This window comes from bacterium, from assembly GCA_040755795.1.
Lineage (GTDB): Bacteria > UBA9089 > CG2-30-40-21 > CG2-30-40-21 > SBAY01 > JBFLXS01.
The window spans coordinates 1-19,168 of the sequence record JBFLXS010000034.1; the positions used below are offsets into that span (position 1 = coordinate 1).

At 31.2% G+C, this 19,168-nt stretch carries 14 protein-coding genes; 4 read left to right on the forward strand and 10 right to left on the reverse strand.

The annotated features are described in order from the left end of the window. Window positions 1-359: 359 nt before the first annotated feature. Window positions 360-1,034, forward strand: coding sequence for a choice-of-anchor N protein (locus tag AB1414_04160; protein MEW6606637.1), 675 nt, complete (start codon window positions 360-362; stop codon window positions 1,032-1,034). A 353-nt stretch (window positions 1,035-1,387) separates the two neighbouring features. Here the strand turns inward: AB1414_04160 and AB1414_04165 are convergent, their stop codons facing one another. Further along, on the reverse strand, window positions 1,388-3,739 hold the full coding sequence (locus tag AB1414_04165) for a YfhO family protein (protein ID MEW6606638.1): 2,352 nt from the start codon (window positions 3,737-3,739) through the stop codon (window positions 1,388-1,390). Between the two features lie 87 nt (window positions 3,740-3,826). Between AB1414_04165 and AB1414_04170 the strand changes: the two genes are divergently transcribed. After that, entirely contained in the window at window positions 3,827-6,265 is a 2,439-nt protein-coding gene (locus tag AB1414_04170) for a YfhO family protein (GenBank protein MEW6606639.1), read from the forward strand. Window positions 6,266-6,593: 328 nt separating this feature from the next. Here AB1414_04170 and AB1414_04175 read toward each other — a convergent pair whose 3' ends face one another. The 3 genes from AB1414_04175 to AB1414_04185 form a co-directional block, all read right to left on the reverse strand. Beyond that, window positions 6,594-7,712, reverse strand: a complete 1,119-nt coding sequence (locus AB1414_04175) for a glycosyltransferase family 1 protein (protein MEW6606640.1) — start codon at window positions 7,710-7,712, stop codon at window positions 6,594-6,596. Window position 7,713: 1 nt separating this feature from the next. Further along, complete coding sequence (locus tag AB1414_04180; GenBank protein MEW6606641.1) at window positions 7,714-7,899, reverse strand: hypothetical protein; 186 nt, start codon at window positions 7,897-7,899, stop codon at window positions 7,714-7,716. A 90-nt stretch (window positions 7,900-7,989) separates the two neighbouring features. Further along, window positions 7,990-9,759: a hypothetical protein gene (locus AB1414_04185; protein MEW6606642.1), complete on the reverse strand. Its 1,770-nt coding sequence runs from the start codon at window positions 9,757-9,759 to the stop codon at window positions 7,990-7,992. Between AB1414_04185 and AB1414_04190 the strand changes: the two genes are divergently transcribed. Then, on the forward strand, window positions 9,709-10,005 hold the full coding sequence (locus AB1414_04190; GenBank protein MEW6606643.1) for a glycosyltransferase: 297 nt from the start codon (window positions 9,709-9,711) through the stop codon (window positions 10,003-10,005). The genes AB1414_04185 and AB1414_04190 overlap by 51 nt on opposite strands. Before the next feature lie 3 nt (window positions 10,006-10,008). On the opposite strand, the gene AB1414_04195 is transcribed toward AB1414_04190, so the two are convergent. The 6 genes from AB1414_04195 to AB1414_04220 all read right to left on the reverse strand — a co-directional run bounded on the left by AB1414_04195 (window position 10,009) and on the right by AB1414_04220 (window position 17,862). After that, window positions 10,009-12,378 (reverse strand): cellulase family glycosylhydrolase, encoded by a 2,370-nt coding sequence (locus AB1414_04195; GenBank protein ID MEW6606644.1) that lies wholly within the window; start codon window positions 12,376-12,378, stop codon window positions 10,009-10,011. Window positions 12,379-12,394: 16 nt separating this feature from the next. Next, window positions 12,395-13,696: an O-antigen ligase family protein gene (locus tag AB1414_04200; GenBank protein ID MEW6606645.1), complete on the reverse strand. Its 1,302-nt coding sequence runs from the start codon at window positions 13,694-13,696 to the stop codon at window positions 12,395-12,397. A gap of 27 nt (window positions 13,697-13,723) precedes the next feature. Beyond that, complete coding sequence (locus tag AB1414_04205) at window positions 13,724-15,487, reverse strand: hypothetical protein (GenBank protein ID MEW6606646.1); 1,764 nt, start codon at window positions 15,485-15,487, stop codon at window positions 13,724-13,726. Window positions 15,488-15,612: 125 nt separating this feature from the next. Next, entirely contained in the window at window positions 15,613-16,344 is a 732-nt protein-coding gene (locus tag AB1414_04210; protein ID MEW6606647.1) for a class I SAM-dependent methyltransferase, read from the reverse strand. Between the two features lie 30 nt (window positions 16,345-16,374). Further along, window positions 16,375-16,512, reverse strand: coding sequence for a hypothetical protein (locus AB1414_04215; protein ID MEW6606648.1), 138 nt, complete (start codon window positions 16,510-16,512; stop codon window positions 16,375-16,377). Next, window positions 16,513-17,862, reverse strand: a complete 1,350-nt coding sequence (locus AB1414_04220; GenBank protein MEW6606649.1) for a glycosyltransferase family 39 protein — start codon at window positions 17,860-17,862, stop codon at window positions 16,513-16,515. 105 nt (window positions 17,863-17,967) lie between these two features. Between AB1414_04220 and AB1414_04225 the strand changes: the two genes are divergently transcribed. Beyond that, window positions 17,968-19,158, forward strand: a complete 1,191-nt coding sequence (locus AB1414_04225) for a glycosyltransferase family 4 protein (GenBank protein MEW6606650.1) — start codon at window positions 17,968-17,970, stop codon at window positions 19,156-19,158. Window positions 19,159-19,168 lie beyond the last annotated feature (10 nt).

The window sequence follows — 19,168 nt, forward strand, 5'->3', positions numbered from 1 at the left end:
TAACATGCAAATTCAATCTTAACAGAGCACTATAATCTTTGCGTTCTTTGCGGTTAATTTCTTTGCGTTCTTTGCGGTTAAAAAAGGATAAACCACTTAATCTTAAAAAAAACTTGAATATCGAGTTTATCCCTTTCCTACTTACCTACTACCTACTTACCTACTATTTCCATTGCTTTGTCCTCCACAGGTTAATGTTCGTTCCCCCAAATAACTAACCCATTACAGGCACGCAGCAATTCTCATTCCTAAAAATACATAACAATAAATAAAAAAAGTCTTGACAAATTAAAAAATATATGTTATAATATAACCAAGTTGATAAAACAAATAAAAAAATATCAAGGAGGATAAAAACAATGAGAAAAATATTTTTTAAAGGGGTTAATCAACTAATTCTTTCCTTATGGGGGATAATCTTTATTGTTTCTTCAGCTTATGCTATCCCCAGCCTTCAACTCTATATCCCGGGCTCTACTTACGACCCTATCACTGAGTCCTGGACCACTACTGCTTCTGATTTTGAACTGCAAGTTCTGGGAGCCTCATCTCCTCTTAATGCTGATTATATAAAGAATCTCACTCTTTATATTGCCATAAAGGAGGACGAAAAGGGGTTACCAGGAGCCTATGTGAATCTCAACGGCTCTCCAATAAATTTTAACTACTATGGCAACCCATTCTTGATGCCGCCGCATGGCATTTATCCCACCTATTATTGTGCTTATTGGCTACCTAACTTAATGGTTAGTACAGCCGGGGAGGTTGTCCACAATTATAAGCCTGGTGGGGGTGGAACAGATTTAGGAGATATTCATTATCTCTCGATAAAGTGGGGTGGTTATAGCCATATTCATTTTGATGTAGCGGGTATTGTTGTGGACAAATTTGGGAAAAAACACTATAGAAAGGCACCTTTTTCTCGTGATGCTGAAGCGAATTCACCAACCCCATCTGCTGTTCCAGAGCCTTCAACTATATTACTTTTATTGCCCGGTTTGTTAGGATTGGCAAATTTTAGAAGGAGTATCTAACCTGTTCAATCAGCTGATTATACCACAGACACGGGGATATATAATTACGAAAAATAGTAACCGTTAGCCACAGAGGCACAGAGTTCACAGAGAATTAGAGAAATTAGCCACAAATGGACACGAATTATAGCACTTATTAATCGAAATTTGACATAGATATGGCTATGAAATTCCAAATCACAAATTCCAAATTTCATTTAGTGAATTAAGCGAATTAGTAAAATCTAATCTCTAATTCACTAATCTCTAATTCGCTTTTTGGTATGTGGAATTTGGTGCTTATTTGAGATTTGGTGCTTGGGATTTGGGATTTTTTACTTATCCACTCTGAGTAAAATTTTGACTAATAACTGCTATATTCCCTCTGTGTTCTCTGTGGCTCTGTGGCTATATCTCTGAACGATTACGAAAAATATTAGACATAAAATGGTTAAACCAGTAATAAACATTCCTATTTTGACTGATAAAGGTTCATATCTAAATTCTACAAGATGATTACCTTTTTCAAGAGGAACTGCTCTAAAGGTATGATAAGCACGATATATCTTTTCCTTTTTTCCATCTACATAAGCCTGCCAGCCAGGATAATATGTGTCCGATAATACAAGAAAACCACTTTTATTAAGAGCAACTTTGACCGTTACTTTCTCTGGTTGATAGTCTATAATTTTGGATTTTGGAGTGTCCTTTACTTTCGTCTGACCTCTGACCTCTGATTTCTGACTTCTAACCTCTTCTTCCAGAATAACATATTGTTCTGGATTAAATTCTTTACTGCTTAATTCCTGAAGAAGAACCTCTTTTCCTTTAATTAATTTAGAGTTATGCACGATAAATGCCCGTGGAAGAACATCTTTATTTTCGATAATCTTAACGCTCTTATCTTCAAATACCATCCTGAATTTGTCATCAGGAATATCCCGGGTCAATAAAATATATTTAACATTAAATAAATTAAGTAACTGTCTATTTTTAATGATAAGGGGAATTACTTCTTGTTCGGTAATATGTATAGGTGTGTCTTTTCGGAAAAGTTTTATAACCTCTAACCAATGCCTTACACAAATCAAACCCGTTCTCATATTCATCTCAGAGAGATGGGTGCAAATATTCCTATTGGGTGATAATAGTCTATTCAAGAACTCCTCTATCTCTTCATTACTTGCTATCAGTATAATACCTGCGTAGTAGATTGACATATATCTATATATATCTTCATCTTGTAACAGAAACTCACCGGTATTTGGAGTAAATATCCCAGGTAAATGTGATATTTTAACCGTAGTTGGAACCCCCCTCATATTAAATAAGAATAGGTCAATTATAATAAAAAAGACAACAAGGAATTTAAAAGTTATTAGTTGTAATTTTTGTTTAACCCAAAAATATAAGATGATAAAACTCATACATAAAAAGATTAGAAATATGTAGGCATCTTGTTTGATGTATTTAATTTTATTTAAAGGAAAATCCCGGGGTAAAAATTTTTCAATATCCATTGTAAAAATAATCCCACATAAGATTAATATTAAGGATAAGTATAATATTCGCAGGATAACTTTTTTATTTATTTTTTGAGTGATTAGAGATGAAAAGCCAAAACCGGCTAAGATAGAAATAGAAAAGGTCAAAAGGTAACAAAATCGTGCCGGTGCCCTAATGCTATTAAATATAGGTAGGTGCCATAACATAGTATATAAAGGTGTCACACTACCCATCATCAATATGGCTGATAGGATTAATAAGGATAAGAAAAAATAAATATGTCTATTTTTGTCTCTTAAGATGCCAAATAATCCTAATATTAGCGGAAAAATACCTACATAACCATATCCCTCATTAAAATTCCATTTCCCAAAATAATTTGTATTATCTCCTAAAAAATAAGGTAAAATGAAGGTGATGAAATTTATAGGTGGGAAATTGGCAATATTAGCAAATCCCAGGCTTATCCCTCCCCCTCGATTAGAAAGGGATAATACTTCATAAGTTGGAATTATTTGAATAGCGGCCAGACCAATAGCTATTATCATCACTAATCCAAAGCTGACCAAAAAATTCAATATCCGGCATCGACCTTCAAATAAAACTCCAGAGAAAAAGTATAAACTGACACATAATAATGAATAAAATGTTATCTGTTGATGTCCAGCAAGGATTTGAATGCCGATAAATATGCCGGCTAAGACTACATAAATATGAGTTTTTTCCCTTTTGAGAATCTTTTCCATAAAGATTAAGATTAAAGGTAACCATATACCGGAACTTAATATATCTATATGGATAAGATGGGCGACGAAAAATCCACTAAACATAAAGATTATCCCTGAGATTAGAGCAGAAACCCGAGGCAACCCAATTACCTGTGCATAAAAATAAGTAAATATTCCGGCAAGAATAAAATGGATAATATAATGGAGATTTTGGGCAATAGGGGCAGGAAGATTAAAAAATAGTAAAAGATTTATCGGATATAAAAAACCAAGATTACCAATGGCAAAAATAGGATATCCACACTGGATATACGGCAACCATAAGGGGAAATCAAATTTCTTTAGATTTTCTGCATAAAATGACTTCATCGGATAGAATATATCTGTTATGTCCTTTTGAAGAAAAATCCTGGACATAGTAATTATATCTATGAAGAATATAGCAATTAAGCCGATGAATATGCCTATTGGTAATAAATCCTCTCTTTTCATACCTTTATGATATTACCAGAATTTGAGATTTAAGTCAATAAAAAATTTGACATTAATTAATTGATTTGCTATACTTTGGGATAAGAAATGAAGATAAAGGATTATTTAGCCATTGGAATATTGACCATATTAACCGTAGTCTATTTCTGGAAATTTTTCTTCTTAGGCTTATTGCCTATGGGAGGAGATATTGCTACATATACTTACCCACCGTGGTATTATTGTTATCAGGCACAGGATAAAAGTCAAAATCCTCTTTTATCAGACCCTGTTTTCCTTCATTACCCTTTACGAAAATTAGCCGTAGAAAGATTAAAGGAGGGTAAAATTACCCTCTGGAATCCATATATTTTTTGTGGTAATCCACATTTTAGCACCAACTCGGTATCTTTTTCACCTCTTAATATCTTCTTCTTATTCTTTGAGCCATTAACCGGATGGAGTTTAATCCTCATTTGCCAGATGTTACTATCGGGGATATTTATGTATATATTTCTTCGGGGCTCACTTAACTTAGCTCCATTTGGGGCATTAATTGGTGGTATAATTTATGAATTTTCTGGCTTTGCTATTGTCTGGTTAGAAATGAGCATATTAAGTGGGTTCTTATTGCCATTAATACTTTTTTTAATTGATAAAGCTATTATTAAAAGAAGCATATTCTATGTTATGTTAGCCGGGATGGCATTAGGGATACAATTCCTATCCACATTTTTACAAATAAGTCTATTTGTCTTCCTGGCAATAATACCTTACTCATTATTTAGAATCTTTTCCCTTCGAGCCTTTAAATTTATACCCTTTGTCGGACTTGTTTTTATCATTGGATTTTGTCTATCGGCTATCCAGTTAGTTCCTTCTTATGAATTGATAAGAAATTCGCATCGGGAGCCGGTCAAAGATTATCGAATGTTATCTCCCTTGCCCTGGCAGAATTTAATTACCCTTTTAGTGCCAAATTATTATGGTAATCCTGTAGATTATAACTATAACATTATCAGACCATATTTCCGTGAGATATTTAAAAAATATGGACTAAATATTCCCCCACTCCATCCCAAAAGAGGCAGAATGGAGGATAATTATAACGAGCATTGTGCTTATATAGGCATTTTACCTTTAATATTGGCACTTTTAACTATATTTCTAAAAAGAAATAAAAATACACTCTATTTTTCTTCCTTTACTTTAATTTCCTTACTCCTCACTCTTGGAACGCCCTTATATTATTTACTTTATGTGGGTATCCCTGGATGTGATAAATTGATTATTAGCCGGTTTATCTTCCTCTACACATTTGGGGTGGCTGTATTAGCCGGGTTAGGAAGTAATTATATCTTTAATACACTCATAAAGGTATATTCGATAAGTATTATTTTATTATCTGGTTTAATAATTATAATCAGTCTTTATCTGGGCAAATTTGTCGCCAGATTTTATATGAATGCAACATTACTTCAACATTTCACCTTATCAAATATAGATTTTCTTTGCCCAATTTTATTATTAATAATTAGTGGAGTAATCCTTTTAAGTATTAATAGAGTGAGAAATTTATATATTAAAATACTTATTTTTGGAATAATCATCTTTGATATTTTTGGATTTGGGATGAGGTATAATCCCTTTGTCCACAGAAATGTATTATATACGACGACACCATCATTAAGATTTTTAGCCGATAAGATAACAGATGAGGGAAAAAGTAGAATATTAGGCTTTGAGCACATATTGCCGGTAAGTATAAATATAATCTATGGATTTGAGACGGCTGAAGGCTATGATGGAATGTTCACTAAAAGATACGATGAATTTATAAATTTAGTTGCTCCAGAAGAGTGTGGCTGGGAAAATGCAAAAGAATTGGATTATTCGGCTAACCGTAATCTACTCTGCCTGCTGAATACCAAATATCTCCTTACCTCTAAAAAAATAAAAGCAGATAATCTAAAACTTATCTTTGACAAAGAAATAAAAATCTACGAAGACCTGTCTGCTTTACCAAGGGTATGGATAGTTTCAGAAGCCAAAGTCCTCAAAACAAAAGAGAAAATATTTAAAGAACTACTGAATCCAGACTTTGATCCTAAAAAGACAGTGCTTCTTGAAGAAGAAAACAGAAAATACAAAACAGAGAAAATCAAAAATCAAAAATCAAAAATCAAAAATTCCCAATGCCGAATTCTTGATTATCAACCAGAGAGAGTCGTTATCAAAGCGACACTTAACAAAAGTGGTTTTCTTGTATTATCTGATGCCTATTATCCAGGCTGGCAGGTATTTGTAGATGGGAGGGAAGAAAGGCTATTTTGTGCAAATTATATCCTTCGAGCAGTATATCTTACTGCAGGGAAACATCTGGTAGAATTTCGATATTCGCCTTTATCCTTTAGAATTGGATGCTTTTTTTCCATTTTAACTTTAATCATCCTGATATTTTTAATGACTTTGACACTTTTTAATACAAAAGATAATAACCGTTCAGGATATAGCCACAGAGTCACAGAGAACACAGAGGGAATATAGCAGTTATTAGTCAAAATTTTACTCAGAGTGGATAAGGGAAAATCCCAAATCCCAAGCACCAAATCTCAAATAAGCACCAAATTCCACATACCAAAAAGCGAATTAGAGATTAGTGAATTAGAGATTAGATTTTACTAATTCGCTAATTCGCTTAATTCACTAATTCACTAAATGGAATTTGGGATTTGTGATTTGGAATTTCATAGCCATATCTGGGTCAAATTTTGATTAATAAGTGCTATAATTCGTGTGCATTTGTGGTTAATTTCCTTAATTCTCTGTGAACTCTGTGCCTCTGTGGCTGAACGCTTACAAAAGATAATGGTAACTATTCCTTTGGGAGACATTCTTTATAAACCGAGAGAGTTCGTTTTGCCGTATTTTCCCAGGTAAATAATTTTGCCCGTTCAATTCCTTTTTCTGACAACCTTTTTTGCATTTGGGGATTAGACAGGACATCATAAATTGCTTTGGCGATATCATCAACACTATGGGGAGATACCGTTACGCCTGCATCTCCCACTACTTCAGGAAAAGATGAGGTATTTGAGGTTATGACTGGAGTTCCACAAGCCATAGATTCTAAAGGTGGAATTCCAAATCCTTCAAATATAGATGGATAAACAAAAACCTCCGCGGCATTATATAATAAAGGTAAATCTTCTTGAGGAACATATTCGGTAAAGACAATCTCATTTTCCAATCCCATTTCTCTAACTCTTTTAAACACATCCGCATATAACCACGCCTTCTTCCCAACAATAACTAATTTATGCTTGATATTATGGTTTTTCTTTAGTAAGCAGTAAGCCTCAATCAGACGACCTAAATTCTTTCTGGGGTGGATATTGCCCACATAGAGGACAAATTTATTAGTTATGCCATATTTTGCCACAATCTCATCTAATAATTCTTGATTATCAATAGGATGAAAACTTTCATTAACGCCATCATAGGTAACGACTATTTTATCCTCCGGGATGCGGTAAGAATTGATAATATCTTTTTTAGAATATTCAGATACCGCTAATATCTTTGTTGCCTGACGAGCGGTAATTGGAATTAACATAGACATCCGAAGTTGTTCCCGTTTAGTAAAATATTGAGGATAATGTATAAATGATAAGTCGTGAATGGTAACAATTATCGGACACGAACACAAAGGTGGGGCAATATACTGCACATGGAAGAGGTCAATCGGTCTTTTTAGAATTTCTAATGGAAAACTAAAAGGTATTCGTATCAAAGGGGAATGTGGTTTAATTAATATCTCTTGAAAGTTTGGTTGATTAATAAACCCATTTTTTACTATCTCTGGATTAGTATAATAGAGTTTATAAGAATTTTCTTTATCAATCTTTGCCAATGCTTTGATAACATTTGAGATGTATGTCTCATTGCCGGTTACTTTATGACCAATTGTATGAGCATCTATACCAATCTTCATCTTAGCCTCCTATATTGATTCTAATGAGGGTAACACTATTTGTTTCCAGGTCAAGGTCTATCATATCATTACAGAGGACATCATTTTCAACCCGGGCTAATTCTTCTGCCCCAAATAGCGTATGTTCACTATCTATGAGATAACGGTCATATTTTATATTTTTGACTCCTGGTATTTTTATTTCCACTTAACTAAAACTTAAAACTTAAGGTGCTCGTAATAATAAATTCTATTTATCCAATGTTTGCTAAATAGCCCAATTTTTCATTAAGAATTGCTATATAATGGTATAAATAACCGCAATTGTTTCTCCTCGTCTGATTTCTCTAATTATTTTAAGAAGATAAGGATATTCTCTATTTGCTATTTCTTTCTCTACTATCCCTTTCTCATAAGGAGTTAAAACAATAAGATATTTACCAATAATATCTTTTTTAGCTATGCTGTCAATATTATTAATTGATTTAACCTTTATATCAGATCGTCCAACCATATCTAATAATTTATCTATCTGAGATAAACTCATAGCTTTTTGTCTATCAATTTGTATCCTTGCAGGTCCTCTTCTCATCTTTCTTATAGAACTTTCTGATTGGTCTGTTTTTAATGCATAAATAGTATCATTAAATGGAATATGTTCTTCCAAATATTCTATTACTTCCCGAAAGTTTCCTTGAGTATCCTTAAAATAATTAAGATTATTTATTTTACTTAAGACAATTGTGAAGATATAAAAACAAGCATATCCTGTTATAAAAAGCGTAATAGAATAAATAATGATTTTCCACCTCACATTATATCGTTTTATCTTTTGAGCAACCTTAACAATATCTTGATAAAAAGTCATTAAACTCACTCCCATAAATATACTTAGCCCATAACTCATTTCCAGCAAATACCCATTTACATATAGATTCTGAGATAATAATGGGAAAAATCCTATAAAAGTCCATGCTATACAAAATCTCACTTTTTTATCAATTATAAATGCAATAAATAAAGATAGAAATAAAATAGAAAAACCAGTTATTTTATCAAGTAATATTAAAGATACTATTATTACTATTAACCCATAATAAAATAGTAGATATTTTTCCCACTTTACTTTTAAATATTCACTAAATTTATAAATTATAAATAACATAGTTGTAAAAGATATAATAATTTCTGAGATACCGTTGGTAAGTTCACCCATATAAAAATTATATCTAATACCCACAACTTGTAGAATTTCAAATAAAGACTTTGCGGATAGCAAATCGCTCATTCTAGATAAAGGAACAAGATGAAGAAATAGAACATATATCACAGGAACTATAATTATTCCTATTACAAGACATATTTTATTTTTAGGGATTAGAGCAATCTCTTTATAATAAGATATAAGATATGTGGTTATTACTATAGGAATGATTAAAATACTTTGAATATTGGATAGAAATGCTATAAATGAAAGAATAATTCCAATGGTTAAATCTCCTCTTTTATCCTTCCACTTCATTCCTTTAATGAAATGAAAAATTGAAGCGGTGATAAAAAATAAATGCGATATATGGGAAATATAACTACACCAAGTTAAGATATGTAGAATAAAATAAAAGCATAAGTGGAATAAACTGATAGAGAAAAAGGCTATTTTTTTTGTAAATATTAATTTTGCAATTTTATATAAATAAATCAATGAACCAATAAAAAATAAATGTAAACTCACCTGGTATGGAAAAGAATTTAATTTTAAACCAAAAATATGAAATAATATATACCATATTATATTTATTATAGGTCGATAGCACCCCATCATGAGATTCTCATTATCTAAAGGATTAAAAACAGTTAAGGGATTATGATGAAATTTTGCCCATTCTAACCACTCAATATCGTCCCCACGAAAATAAACAGGGATGCTAAGTAATGGAACAATAGAACTTAATATGATTGCTCCTATTAAAACTATATCAATTGCCTTTATCTTTTTACTAAGAGATTCAATAACCATATCGTTTACCTTTATGAAAATGAAGATAAAGAAACTTGCTATTACTACCATTACTCAAGAGGAATAAAATTTATTAGATATGTTAAGTATAGTTATTTTAACCTTACACTATTTATTGCGTTAAGAAGATGGATAAAAAAGATAAAATCTGATATTATTCATATTCATCATAATTATATCTTTCCCCATACCATTCTCTTAGGTTGCAAAGGTAAAGTACCTATTATCCAAACAGTACATGATTACCAAATAGTTCTGCCTATTGATGTAGGAAAATTACATTTGGCTTTTGAGTAGTAATCATTTCTCACCCCTTAAGTTAATTTTGAGGAAGGTAACACTATTAGTTTCTAACTCAAGTTCTATAACATTATCTGAGATAACATCATCTTCAACCATCTCTAATTCTTCTGCTCCAAATAGAGTATGATGACTGTCGATGAGATAGCGGTCATATTTTATCTTTTTAACTCCTGGTAGGTTTATTTCCACTTTTCTATTTATCTTTCTCTCAGTTATATCATAGTTCCAAATAAGGAGATTTATTTGTTTAGCATCATCTGATTTAGTAGCAATTGCTCCCATATTTACACTGTTATTTAGATTAACTAATATCCGTTTATTATCTAACATACTAAACATCTTGAAGGTATAATAGATAGATCTCTTGATATAACGAGGTGGTTTAATTGGATTTTTATGCTCATAAGATTCAACAGATAACCCCATACCGGGGTAAAAATCTCCCACATCACGTCCTTCCGAGTGAATACCTTGATAAACTGATTGGTCTAAGCCACTATCAATCATTGTCTGTAAGACAGCCGCCGCATAGGCGGCATTGACATTGTTATCACCAATTCGAAGTAACATTTTTTCATACTCTGTGATTCCATCTATAATATTTATCTTTGGAGATATTGCTAAAGCCCATTCATCAATAATTAATTCTGTATTTTTTAAGCCATAATAATCTAAAAATTGTCTTCCCCTTTGAATCTCATTTTTATAGGTTATGGGTTCATCAGAATACCTATGCCAGGAGATAAAATCCAATTTCTTCTTATTCTGGGCGCAGTGTTTAACTAATAGTTCGATATACTGGCTCAAGATGTACCTATCTTCACATAATATTTTTGTAGCTGCCGGACCACCAATTTTTATACGAGGGGTAGTTTTTAATACTGCTTCTACAGCGGCATCATACATCTTAAGATAAATCTCCTCCTTTTTTTGTATATAAGATTCAGAATCTCTATGATGTTTACTTTCTATTATGAGGCTGTCAGGAACTTCTGGTTCATTCTCTACTTCCCAGTACCGAATGATATTAGGATATTTATTAGTAAAGTCTTCTATGATTACTTTCCATAAATTGGTATAACCTACAAAGTCCTTTGGAGCATATTGCCAATATGTTTTAGCCCAATGTTCTTTTCTCGTTCCTTCAGGATCTAGTGGATTAGATGATAACCAACGAGGGACATCTTCTAAACAAAGTATCACCTTGATTCCCTGGGTGTTATAAAAATCAAGGATTTTATCAAGTCGCCCCATATATTCCTCATTATAACCCACTGGTTCACGAATAATAATGCTTTTTTCTTTTACAAACCGATAAAATTTCTCACTGAGAGTCTCTCTTTCTTTTTCATTTAGTGAATTGAGGAAATTTTCTAACTCCTCTTGATTATTTATAGTTACCTTGTAATTTTTATGTAACCAGTTAAGTATTTTATCGTTATGGATAGAAGTAAATATATTCGGTCCTGAATACATAAAACGGGAATCTAATCCAAATCTTGTGAAGGTAAGTCCTAAGTCTTTCATCAGGGGAAAAATTTCTTTGGAAAGTGCTTCATATTTTTTTTCGAGCCAAACAAACTCGTTTGGAATAAAAACTATACCCCTATGAAAATCATGGAATCTTTCATTAATTATCTTATCTGGAACTAAAGTAATTCTTGATGGTAGCTCAATTTGCTCAATCGTTCCTTCTGGTTTAATAATGCCACCTGGAGTAAATGTATCTTTAGCTAACACAAAAACATCTATTTGCTTAAAATATCTCGAAGCATAATTTTTTTCAATTACCAGATGGAGTATATGTCTACCTCTGGATAAAGATATATTTCCATACTTCACCCACCTTATCGCAAGTTTTCGTTCCTTTTTAGAATCTTGTGAATCAGGTAATTCTTTGAAATCCTTTACAGTGTGCCATTTGCCATCGTCAAATCTCCATTTTACCGGCGAGGTTTCGGCTATAATTCGTTCTCTAACATACAAAGAATAATTTCTTTCTTCCGGAATAATCACCTCATATTTTATATAATGTCCCTCTTTATGCCATGGACTTTCTTTTATATCTATGTGGAAGAAAGCACCATTACTTGCTATAAGTTTCAGTTTCTCTTTCTCTTCTGGTGGTGCAAATATCCAGGGGGATATTCCTGCAGGCGTTGGTTGAAAGGATGCATGTCCATAAAATGAATGGTCAGTTGTATCTTCTGCTTCAACCCATAGAAATTTAAAATCATTACAATTTAAGAATTTATTTGTAGACTCTGATTTATTCATTAGAGAGGAATTAATTAACTCATTTGCCTTACAACCTGTTGAAAAAATTAACATAAGAGAAAATAAAGAGAAATAAATAAGTCTAAACATTAGTATTATCCTCCTTTTACATGATTTTTTCTCTTCTTTCAATATTTGATATTACATACGGAACCGCAGCAAGTGTATAAAAAGTTCCTATAAATCCAACATGTATATATAAACTTTCGTTCAGACTCATTATTATATAGCTACTGAAAATAGCAATAATACCGATGAGGATAGTTTTGAAGTAAGGGTCTAAAGTTTTTCTATAGGTATTGACCACATTCTTTATTAAATTAATTAATATCCATAAAAATGAACCTAATCCAAGTAGTCCTGTGTCAGTAGCAAATTTAATAAATTCATTATGAGAATGTGATATCGTACCTACTATGTCTATAACATTAACTTCAAAGCCTCCCAATCCTATTCCCAGAATTGGATTATGTAAAAAGAGATTTAATCCTCTCTCCCAGAGCTTAATCCGTATCATGAAGGTAGTTATATCTTGAAATCGTAAGTAGATAATAGGAGCTAAAATTATTAATAATATAATTCCTACTGATAATAGTTTTTTATATTTCAAAATACCTATAATTATTATAGCTGTTCCAAAACCTATCCAACCTCCTCTTGATAATGTTAAAAATAAGCAAAGTATCATCATTAAGGACAAAATTCCAATTCCAAGTTTCTCTAAACTAAACTCAGGATAATAAAAAAATAAAATTATACCTATAGGTAAGAGTAATGTGAGATAAACCCCAAAAAGGTTTGGATGGTTAAAGGTACCACAAATACGATAAGTACCTGTAAAATCAAACATATCTATGCTAGTGAGGAACTGATAAAATCCTACTAAACAGGGAATAACCATGGAAAGTATACTAACATTAATCAAGCGAATAAGTTGCTTTCTATTTTTGAAAAGATCGGTAACCAAAGCATATATTATAAACGGACATGTTATTGCAAACCATCCTTTTAATCCTGCTACTATATCAGGGCTAATAAATATACTAATCAGACAAATAATTGAAAATATGAAAGAAGGTAATCCAATTGGTAGTTTAAATATTTTAATTCTATTAGTGATAATATAAAAAATTCCAGCTATTAAAATAAATAAGTTGAGTACACCTACAAGATTTATAGTAGTTAACCCTTTTATAGATATTCGAGTAATTACAATAGATTTTTCTATAGCAGGTTTTACAAAAACTAGGGATAAGATAGCAAATCTGGGATATATAAAAAATATAAAAAAAGACAATATTATGATAGGAATACCAACAGCATAAGATGGTATGTTGATTACTAATATAATTCCCAAACCAATTCCTATGAAAATATAGAGAATAAATGGGGAAATATTAATTCTCATAAATTATTTTCTCCAATTCCAGATACTCTATGATGCCTTTTGATAGATAAATAGCTTCCTATGTTCTTGAGAATCAAATTCTTTTATTTTAACATAAGAATTTTTAAATTCCTTTAAATTAGTTACCGGACTTTCAAATTTTTTAAAGAGGACCGAATCCTTATCATGAAATATTATATAGTCAGGCTTATATTTATAAAACCAATATCTCATATCTTGCTTCATAAGATAATAGGCGATATCTTTAGGCATAACTAATCCACAGATATCAACTATTCTTCGCTGACTATAATATCCAACTATCCCTATTTCAACAGCGGCAACTGAGGCATTTTGAGGAGTGTTTTCTTTCAACCATAATCCAACTTCACGATATTGTAGATAATATTCTGAAGGTAGCCTTTTATAATTTATATAATCTATTTTAATAAGTGGAAAGATTATAATCAATACTATGGAAAAAAATGATATTATTTTAAGTAATTTACTTCTAAGATATGGATTGAAGATCAACCATTCACAACCCAGCCCAATAAAATAAACCAGTGGTAAAAGCAAAGGTGTATAATATTGACGGTAACCAGGAACACTTAATAAGGAATATGCCATATAATATAAAATCATCCAGATAAAAATTGATATATCAAGCATTTTTTTTTGATAAATATGTAACACTCCAAAAAAGAATGGAATGGTTAGAAAAGAGATAATGAAACAGTTTTTGAAATAGTGGTTTATGTAATAGAAAATTCCACCACAGAAGGATAAATGCCAATATCCTGATTTACCCTGACAAACTTTTGCATATAGTGTATTTGGTGTAATTGAGCCAAAATATAGATAAAGGAAGAGTAAGAATGGTAATAGTATTAATACAAATAAGGCTAATGATTTGAAGGGAATTCTCTTTGAATTTATTAAATATATACCATATAAAACTATGGCTAAAATAATTCCGTCTCCTCTCGTTAAGTAGAGTAGAGCCAAAGAAATGCTCATATGAATTATCTTATTCTTCTCATAAAAATATAATGAAAGTATCATTAACATTAGATAAAGCATTGATTCTAATCCATAAGATTGAATCAGATATGGATTTATAGCAATGAAAAGAGAACTAATTACTCCCCCTAAAATCTTCTTTTTATTGTAGAATATGAGAAATAAAAAATATGATGCAAAAAATAGACAAATGGTATTTATTATTCTAGCAACAAATGGAATATCTTTATAAAAGAGACCACCTATCACATATAGAATAGTATTTAAAGTGGATGTGGTACCATTGATATATTCACCTGAATTATATACCCAACCTTCTCCTGAAAGGATATTATTAACATAACGAAATATAATGTAAGGATCATCCTCTTCTATCCCAAATGATAAAATACCAGTAATGATTACAACTAATGATAAGAATAGTGGATAAAACCACTTTAAGTACTCTTTTGAAAATCTTCCTCTCTCTGTCTCTACAAATTTCTTATCTTCTGGAGGCTGCATGCCAAAGAGATTTTCAAATGTAAAACTTCTTAATAAAATTCCAAGATATAGGAAGATACCTCCTAAAGAAATCACTTGAAAGATTAAAAATTTTAGGATATTATATATTTTAACATCTGATTTTGGATCAGGTGTTCCCTCTAGAAATTGAAGAATTATTGTTTTGAAATATAAAAACATATCTTCTTTGAAAAAGAATAAGACTGTTGATAAAATTAATAAAATTATACCCAATATCATAAGAATTTTTGGTATTAACCCCTTTTTATTGAAATTATCTCTCATTATACTATCTCTCCCATTTAATCTCAGAGAATAAAAATCCTTTCATTAATTATTTTTTGATAACAGATTACTTTACGCCATCAGAAATTTTCGAGTTGGATACTTAGTAATAAGATAAAGAGTCTCTATGTTTTCTCATATTCCACAAAGAAATGCGCATGGGTCCAATTTAATAATTTATTGTTTGTCAGTTTGTGTTTTAGAAACCACAAATAAGTTAAAATCTTAAAATTTCTGCAATATGTTATTTCCCCATCAAATCGCTCTAAATATATTCTTTTAAATTTATCTTTACATAACTTATCTAATTTCTGTATTGAATTTGCTCGATAATAACATTTATAATGTGCAACATCATCACATTTATGTAATATCTTTAAAATTTTTAGTTTCAGCGAATGAGGAATTATCATTGAGAATCCCAAACTACTCTTTATATTTGAAGTACATATCATCAAAATACCTCCCTTTTTTAATATTCTATAAGATTCATCAATAAATCTACTCGGGTTCTTGAGATGTTCGACAACCCAACGGGTGTATATGATATCAAAGGTAGAATCTTTAAATGGCATCTGTTCAATATCTCCTACTTCAAAAAAGAGATTCTCAGCTTTGTATTTTTCTTTTCCTTCTCTAATATCTTTTTCATTTATGTCTATGGTATAGATTTTTTTAACAAATGGGTGAAAATGATAGCTTTCTGTTCCAGAACCGCATCCAGCATTCAGCACAACCATATTTTTAAGTGCCGTTAAGTCTATTTTTCTCTCTTGCCAATCTTTCCAACCTACATAAACTCCTTTTCTCTTTAGCCATTCGATTCCATCAAATTTTTCTTTCCCTTTTTCTACCATAATGTTAGCTCTTTAAAGTATGATAAATCATTACAGGTCAATATTTTTTTCATAACAAATTACCTCAAGCCCTGAAAACTTTTTACTATCAATTCTCCGATAGTTTTTGTCAAAATAACTTTTAGTCAAATTTTCAGAATCACTTTCCCATAAACGTCCTAATACCAACTATATTCTCCTATATTTCTGAAGTTGCTGTTTAGCTTTCTTAGAAGTTTTAGAATTGATAAATATTTGGTTTGCAGTAAATGAATACTTCTGTAAACATCCTGAATAATAGTAGTTAAATGGCACCATTAAGGATGGAGATGTAATTAAAATTACATCATTTGAAATAGCATTTGTCTCGATGTATTTAGTTACTGATCGAGAATCTTCCTTTGCATATTTCTCATTAAAATAATAGTTATTTAATGAGAAAGAATTACATAGAATCACCAATAATATTAATGAAATCATGTATCCTTTTCTTTTAATACTATATATCCCTTTAGCTAAAATAAGATAATATGCAGGTAAAGACATACAAACATATCTCACATTATAAGTAACATTGTTGCTATATTGAGAGATTAAGAATGCCCCTAAAATTGGTATTCCTATATAGAGGAGTAAAAAAATTAATCTTTCTTTATCCTCTCCTAATGAGATAAGACCTATAATAAAGATTATTACGAATATAATTGTGAATAGAACAAGAATCCATAAATATGGTAGAAACTGATATATAGAATTATACACATGTAATTCAGCTATGGATGGTCCCAGTGAAAACCCAGCACTGAAGGCAAAAAATGTATAAGGGAATACCATAAGACCTATATCTCTTAGACATGGTCGTACTTCAACTGCATGTAGAAGTACAAAAACCCATGGTAAATAAAGGAGAACTATTATAATTTGGCAAGGGATCCATTTTAGAAGTAGATATTTGTGTTGTTTCCAAGTTAAAATTAGAAATAAATTAATAAATATTATTTCTAATATTATATAAAAATGTATGTAAAATCCTACAACAGTTGTTAATATATACCCTAAATAGAAAACCCAGTAGTTCTGTTTAATAATCTTTAAAAAGAATAACACTACTATTATAGATAATAATATCATTAGAGCATACGGTCTAATTTCCTGTGAATACCAGATATGAAAAGGAGATATAGACAAAATTAAAGCACTTAATGCTCCAACATTTTTATTAAATAGTAACTTTCCTAACAAAAAGAATAAATAAATTGTATAGGTTCCCAGGAGAACTGATAGTAATCTGAGGACAAATTCACTTTTGCCAAGGTATGACCAATAATGAACTAAAATATAAAAAAGAGAGGGATGAATAATAGTAGCACTTTTATGAGCACTAATTATTGCCATTGGGGTCATTTGTGCAGTATTTATGGTTATAACTTCATCAATCCACAGACTTTGTGCACCCAACTTATAAATTCGTAAGAAAAATCCTATAATTAAAATTATTATCATAAAAATCTTCATTTTATCAAAGCAAGTAGTTAACATATAATTACCCCCATAAACTTTTTCTCTTATAGGATACCACAATTTAGTAGAAAATGCAACTATTTTTTAGTTGACATAGCTAAAAATGTAGATTATAATACCGTGATGATGAAGGTTCTGGTCATACATGATAATTGTAGTATTGGTGGTGGAGCCAATATATATCGAAAAAAACTATCTGAGTTGTTAGAAAAAGAAGGGGTGAAAATATTTGTCTTTACTTATGCCAGTCAAGAAGAGGATAAAGAGACCTGTTATTGTTATCATCCACCTGGTGGAATAAAATTTATTCGATATATCCATAAATACCTTAATCTATTTATCAGTTTAAGAAAATGGATAAATAAGATAAAGCCGGATATTATCCACATTCATCATAATTACATTTTTACCAACACCATTCTCCTGGCGTGTCGAAATAAGGTCCCTATTATCCAGACAGTGCACGATTATAGACTTATCTGCCCCATTGGCACCGGCGTGAAGAAGGTAAAAAAAGAGATTTGTTCTCATTATCAAGGTTTTGGAATTTTGTGTTATCTTGAAGGATGTATTTCTTTAAGAGATTTCATCCGCCAATTTATACTGAAGAAAATTAATAAGTATCTATTAAAAAAGGTCGTAACTTTATTTATTGCTCCCTCTATGTTTATGAAGAATGCCCTGAAGGATTATGGATTAGAGGCGTTATTTATCCCTTTTGGCATAGATTATTCAAAATACGAGGGGACCTCTCCGGCTGACCAACAAAACAGGGTGCTTTTTATCGGCGACCTGTATCGCAGTAAAGGAGTGGACATACTATTAAAGGCATTTTGCCGGGTCAGCAAGATTATCCCTACGGCAAGATTAGATATAGTCGGCGATGGTCCGATAAAAGAAGAATTGAAAAATGAATGCCAAAGGCTAAATCTACAGAATAATGTTACCTTTTACGGTCGTGTGCCTGATAATGAGACGCTAAAGTTTTATTCTAAAACTACTGTTGTTGTGTTACCCTCTATTGTCCTTGAAAATAGCCCATTGATTATCTATGAGGCGATGGCATCAGCAAACCCCATCATCGGAAGCAGAATCGGTGGCATTCCAGAATTAATCATTGAAGAAGAAACCGGGCTTTTATTTACCCCTGGTGATGTACAAGAATTGAGTGAAAAGATATTGCAAACCTTGACGGATAAAGATAAGGCAACTAAAATGGGTATGGCTGGCAGGAAAAAGGTCGAATCACAATTCGGTCAACAAAAATTCCTACAAGAATATCTTAAAATATTTAATGAGTTGGTTAACGACTAAAAAAATTAAA

Bases quoted from the DNA above. Each gene is read 5' to 3' on its own strand.
- AB1414_04160 (MEW6606637.1), top strand. From the start codon at position 360: ATGAGAAAAATATTTTTTAAAGGGGTTAATCAACTAATTCTTTCCTTA.
- AB1414_04165 (MEW6606638.1), bottom strand. From the start codon at position 3,739: ATGAAAAGAGAGGATTTATTACCAATAGGCATATTCATCGGCTTAATT.
- AB1414_04170 (MEW6606639.1), top strand. From the start codon at position 3,827: ATGAAGATAAAGGATTATTTAGCCATTGGAATATTGACCATATTAACC.
- AB1414_04175 (MEW6606640.1), bottom strand. From the start codon at position 7,712: ATGAAGATTGGTATAGATGCTCATACAATTGGTCATAAAGTAACCGGC.
- AB1414_04185 (MEW6606642.1), bottom strand. From the start codon at position 9,759: ATGGTAGTAATAGCAAGTTTCTTTATCTTCATTTTCATAAAGGTAAAC.
- AB1414_04195 (MEW6606644.1), bottom strand. From the start codon at position 12,378: ATGTTTAGACTTATTTATTTCTCTTTATTTTCTCTTATGTTAATTTTT.
- AB1414_04200 (MEW6606645.1), bottom strand. From the start codon at position 13,696: ATGAGAATTAATATTTCCCCATTTATTCTCTATATTTTCATAGGAATT.
- AB1414_04205 (MEW6606646.1), bottom strand. From the start codon at position 15,487: ATGAGAGATAATTTCAATAAAAAGGGGTTAATACCAAAAATTCTTATG.
- AB1414_04210 (MEW6606647.1), bottom strand. From the start codon at position 16,344: ATGGTAGAAAAAGGGAAAGAAAAATTTGATGGAATCGAATGGCTAAAG.
- AB1414_04220 (MEW6606649.1), bottom strand. From the start codon at position 17,862: ATGTTAACTACTTGCTTTGATAAAATGAAGATTTTTATGATAATAATT.
- AB1414_04225 (MEW6606650.1), top strand. From the start codon at position 17,968: ATGATGAAGGTTCTGGTCATACATGATAATTGTAGTATTGGTGGTGGA.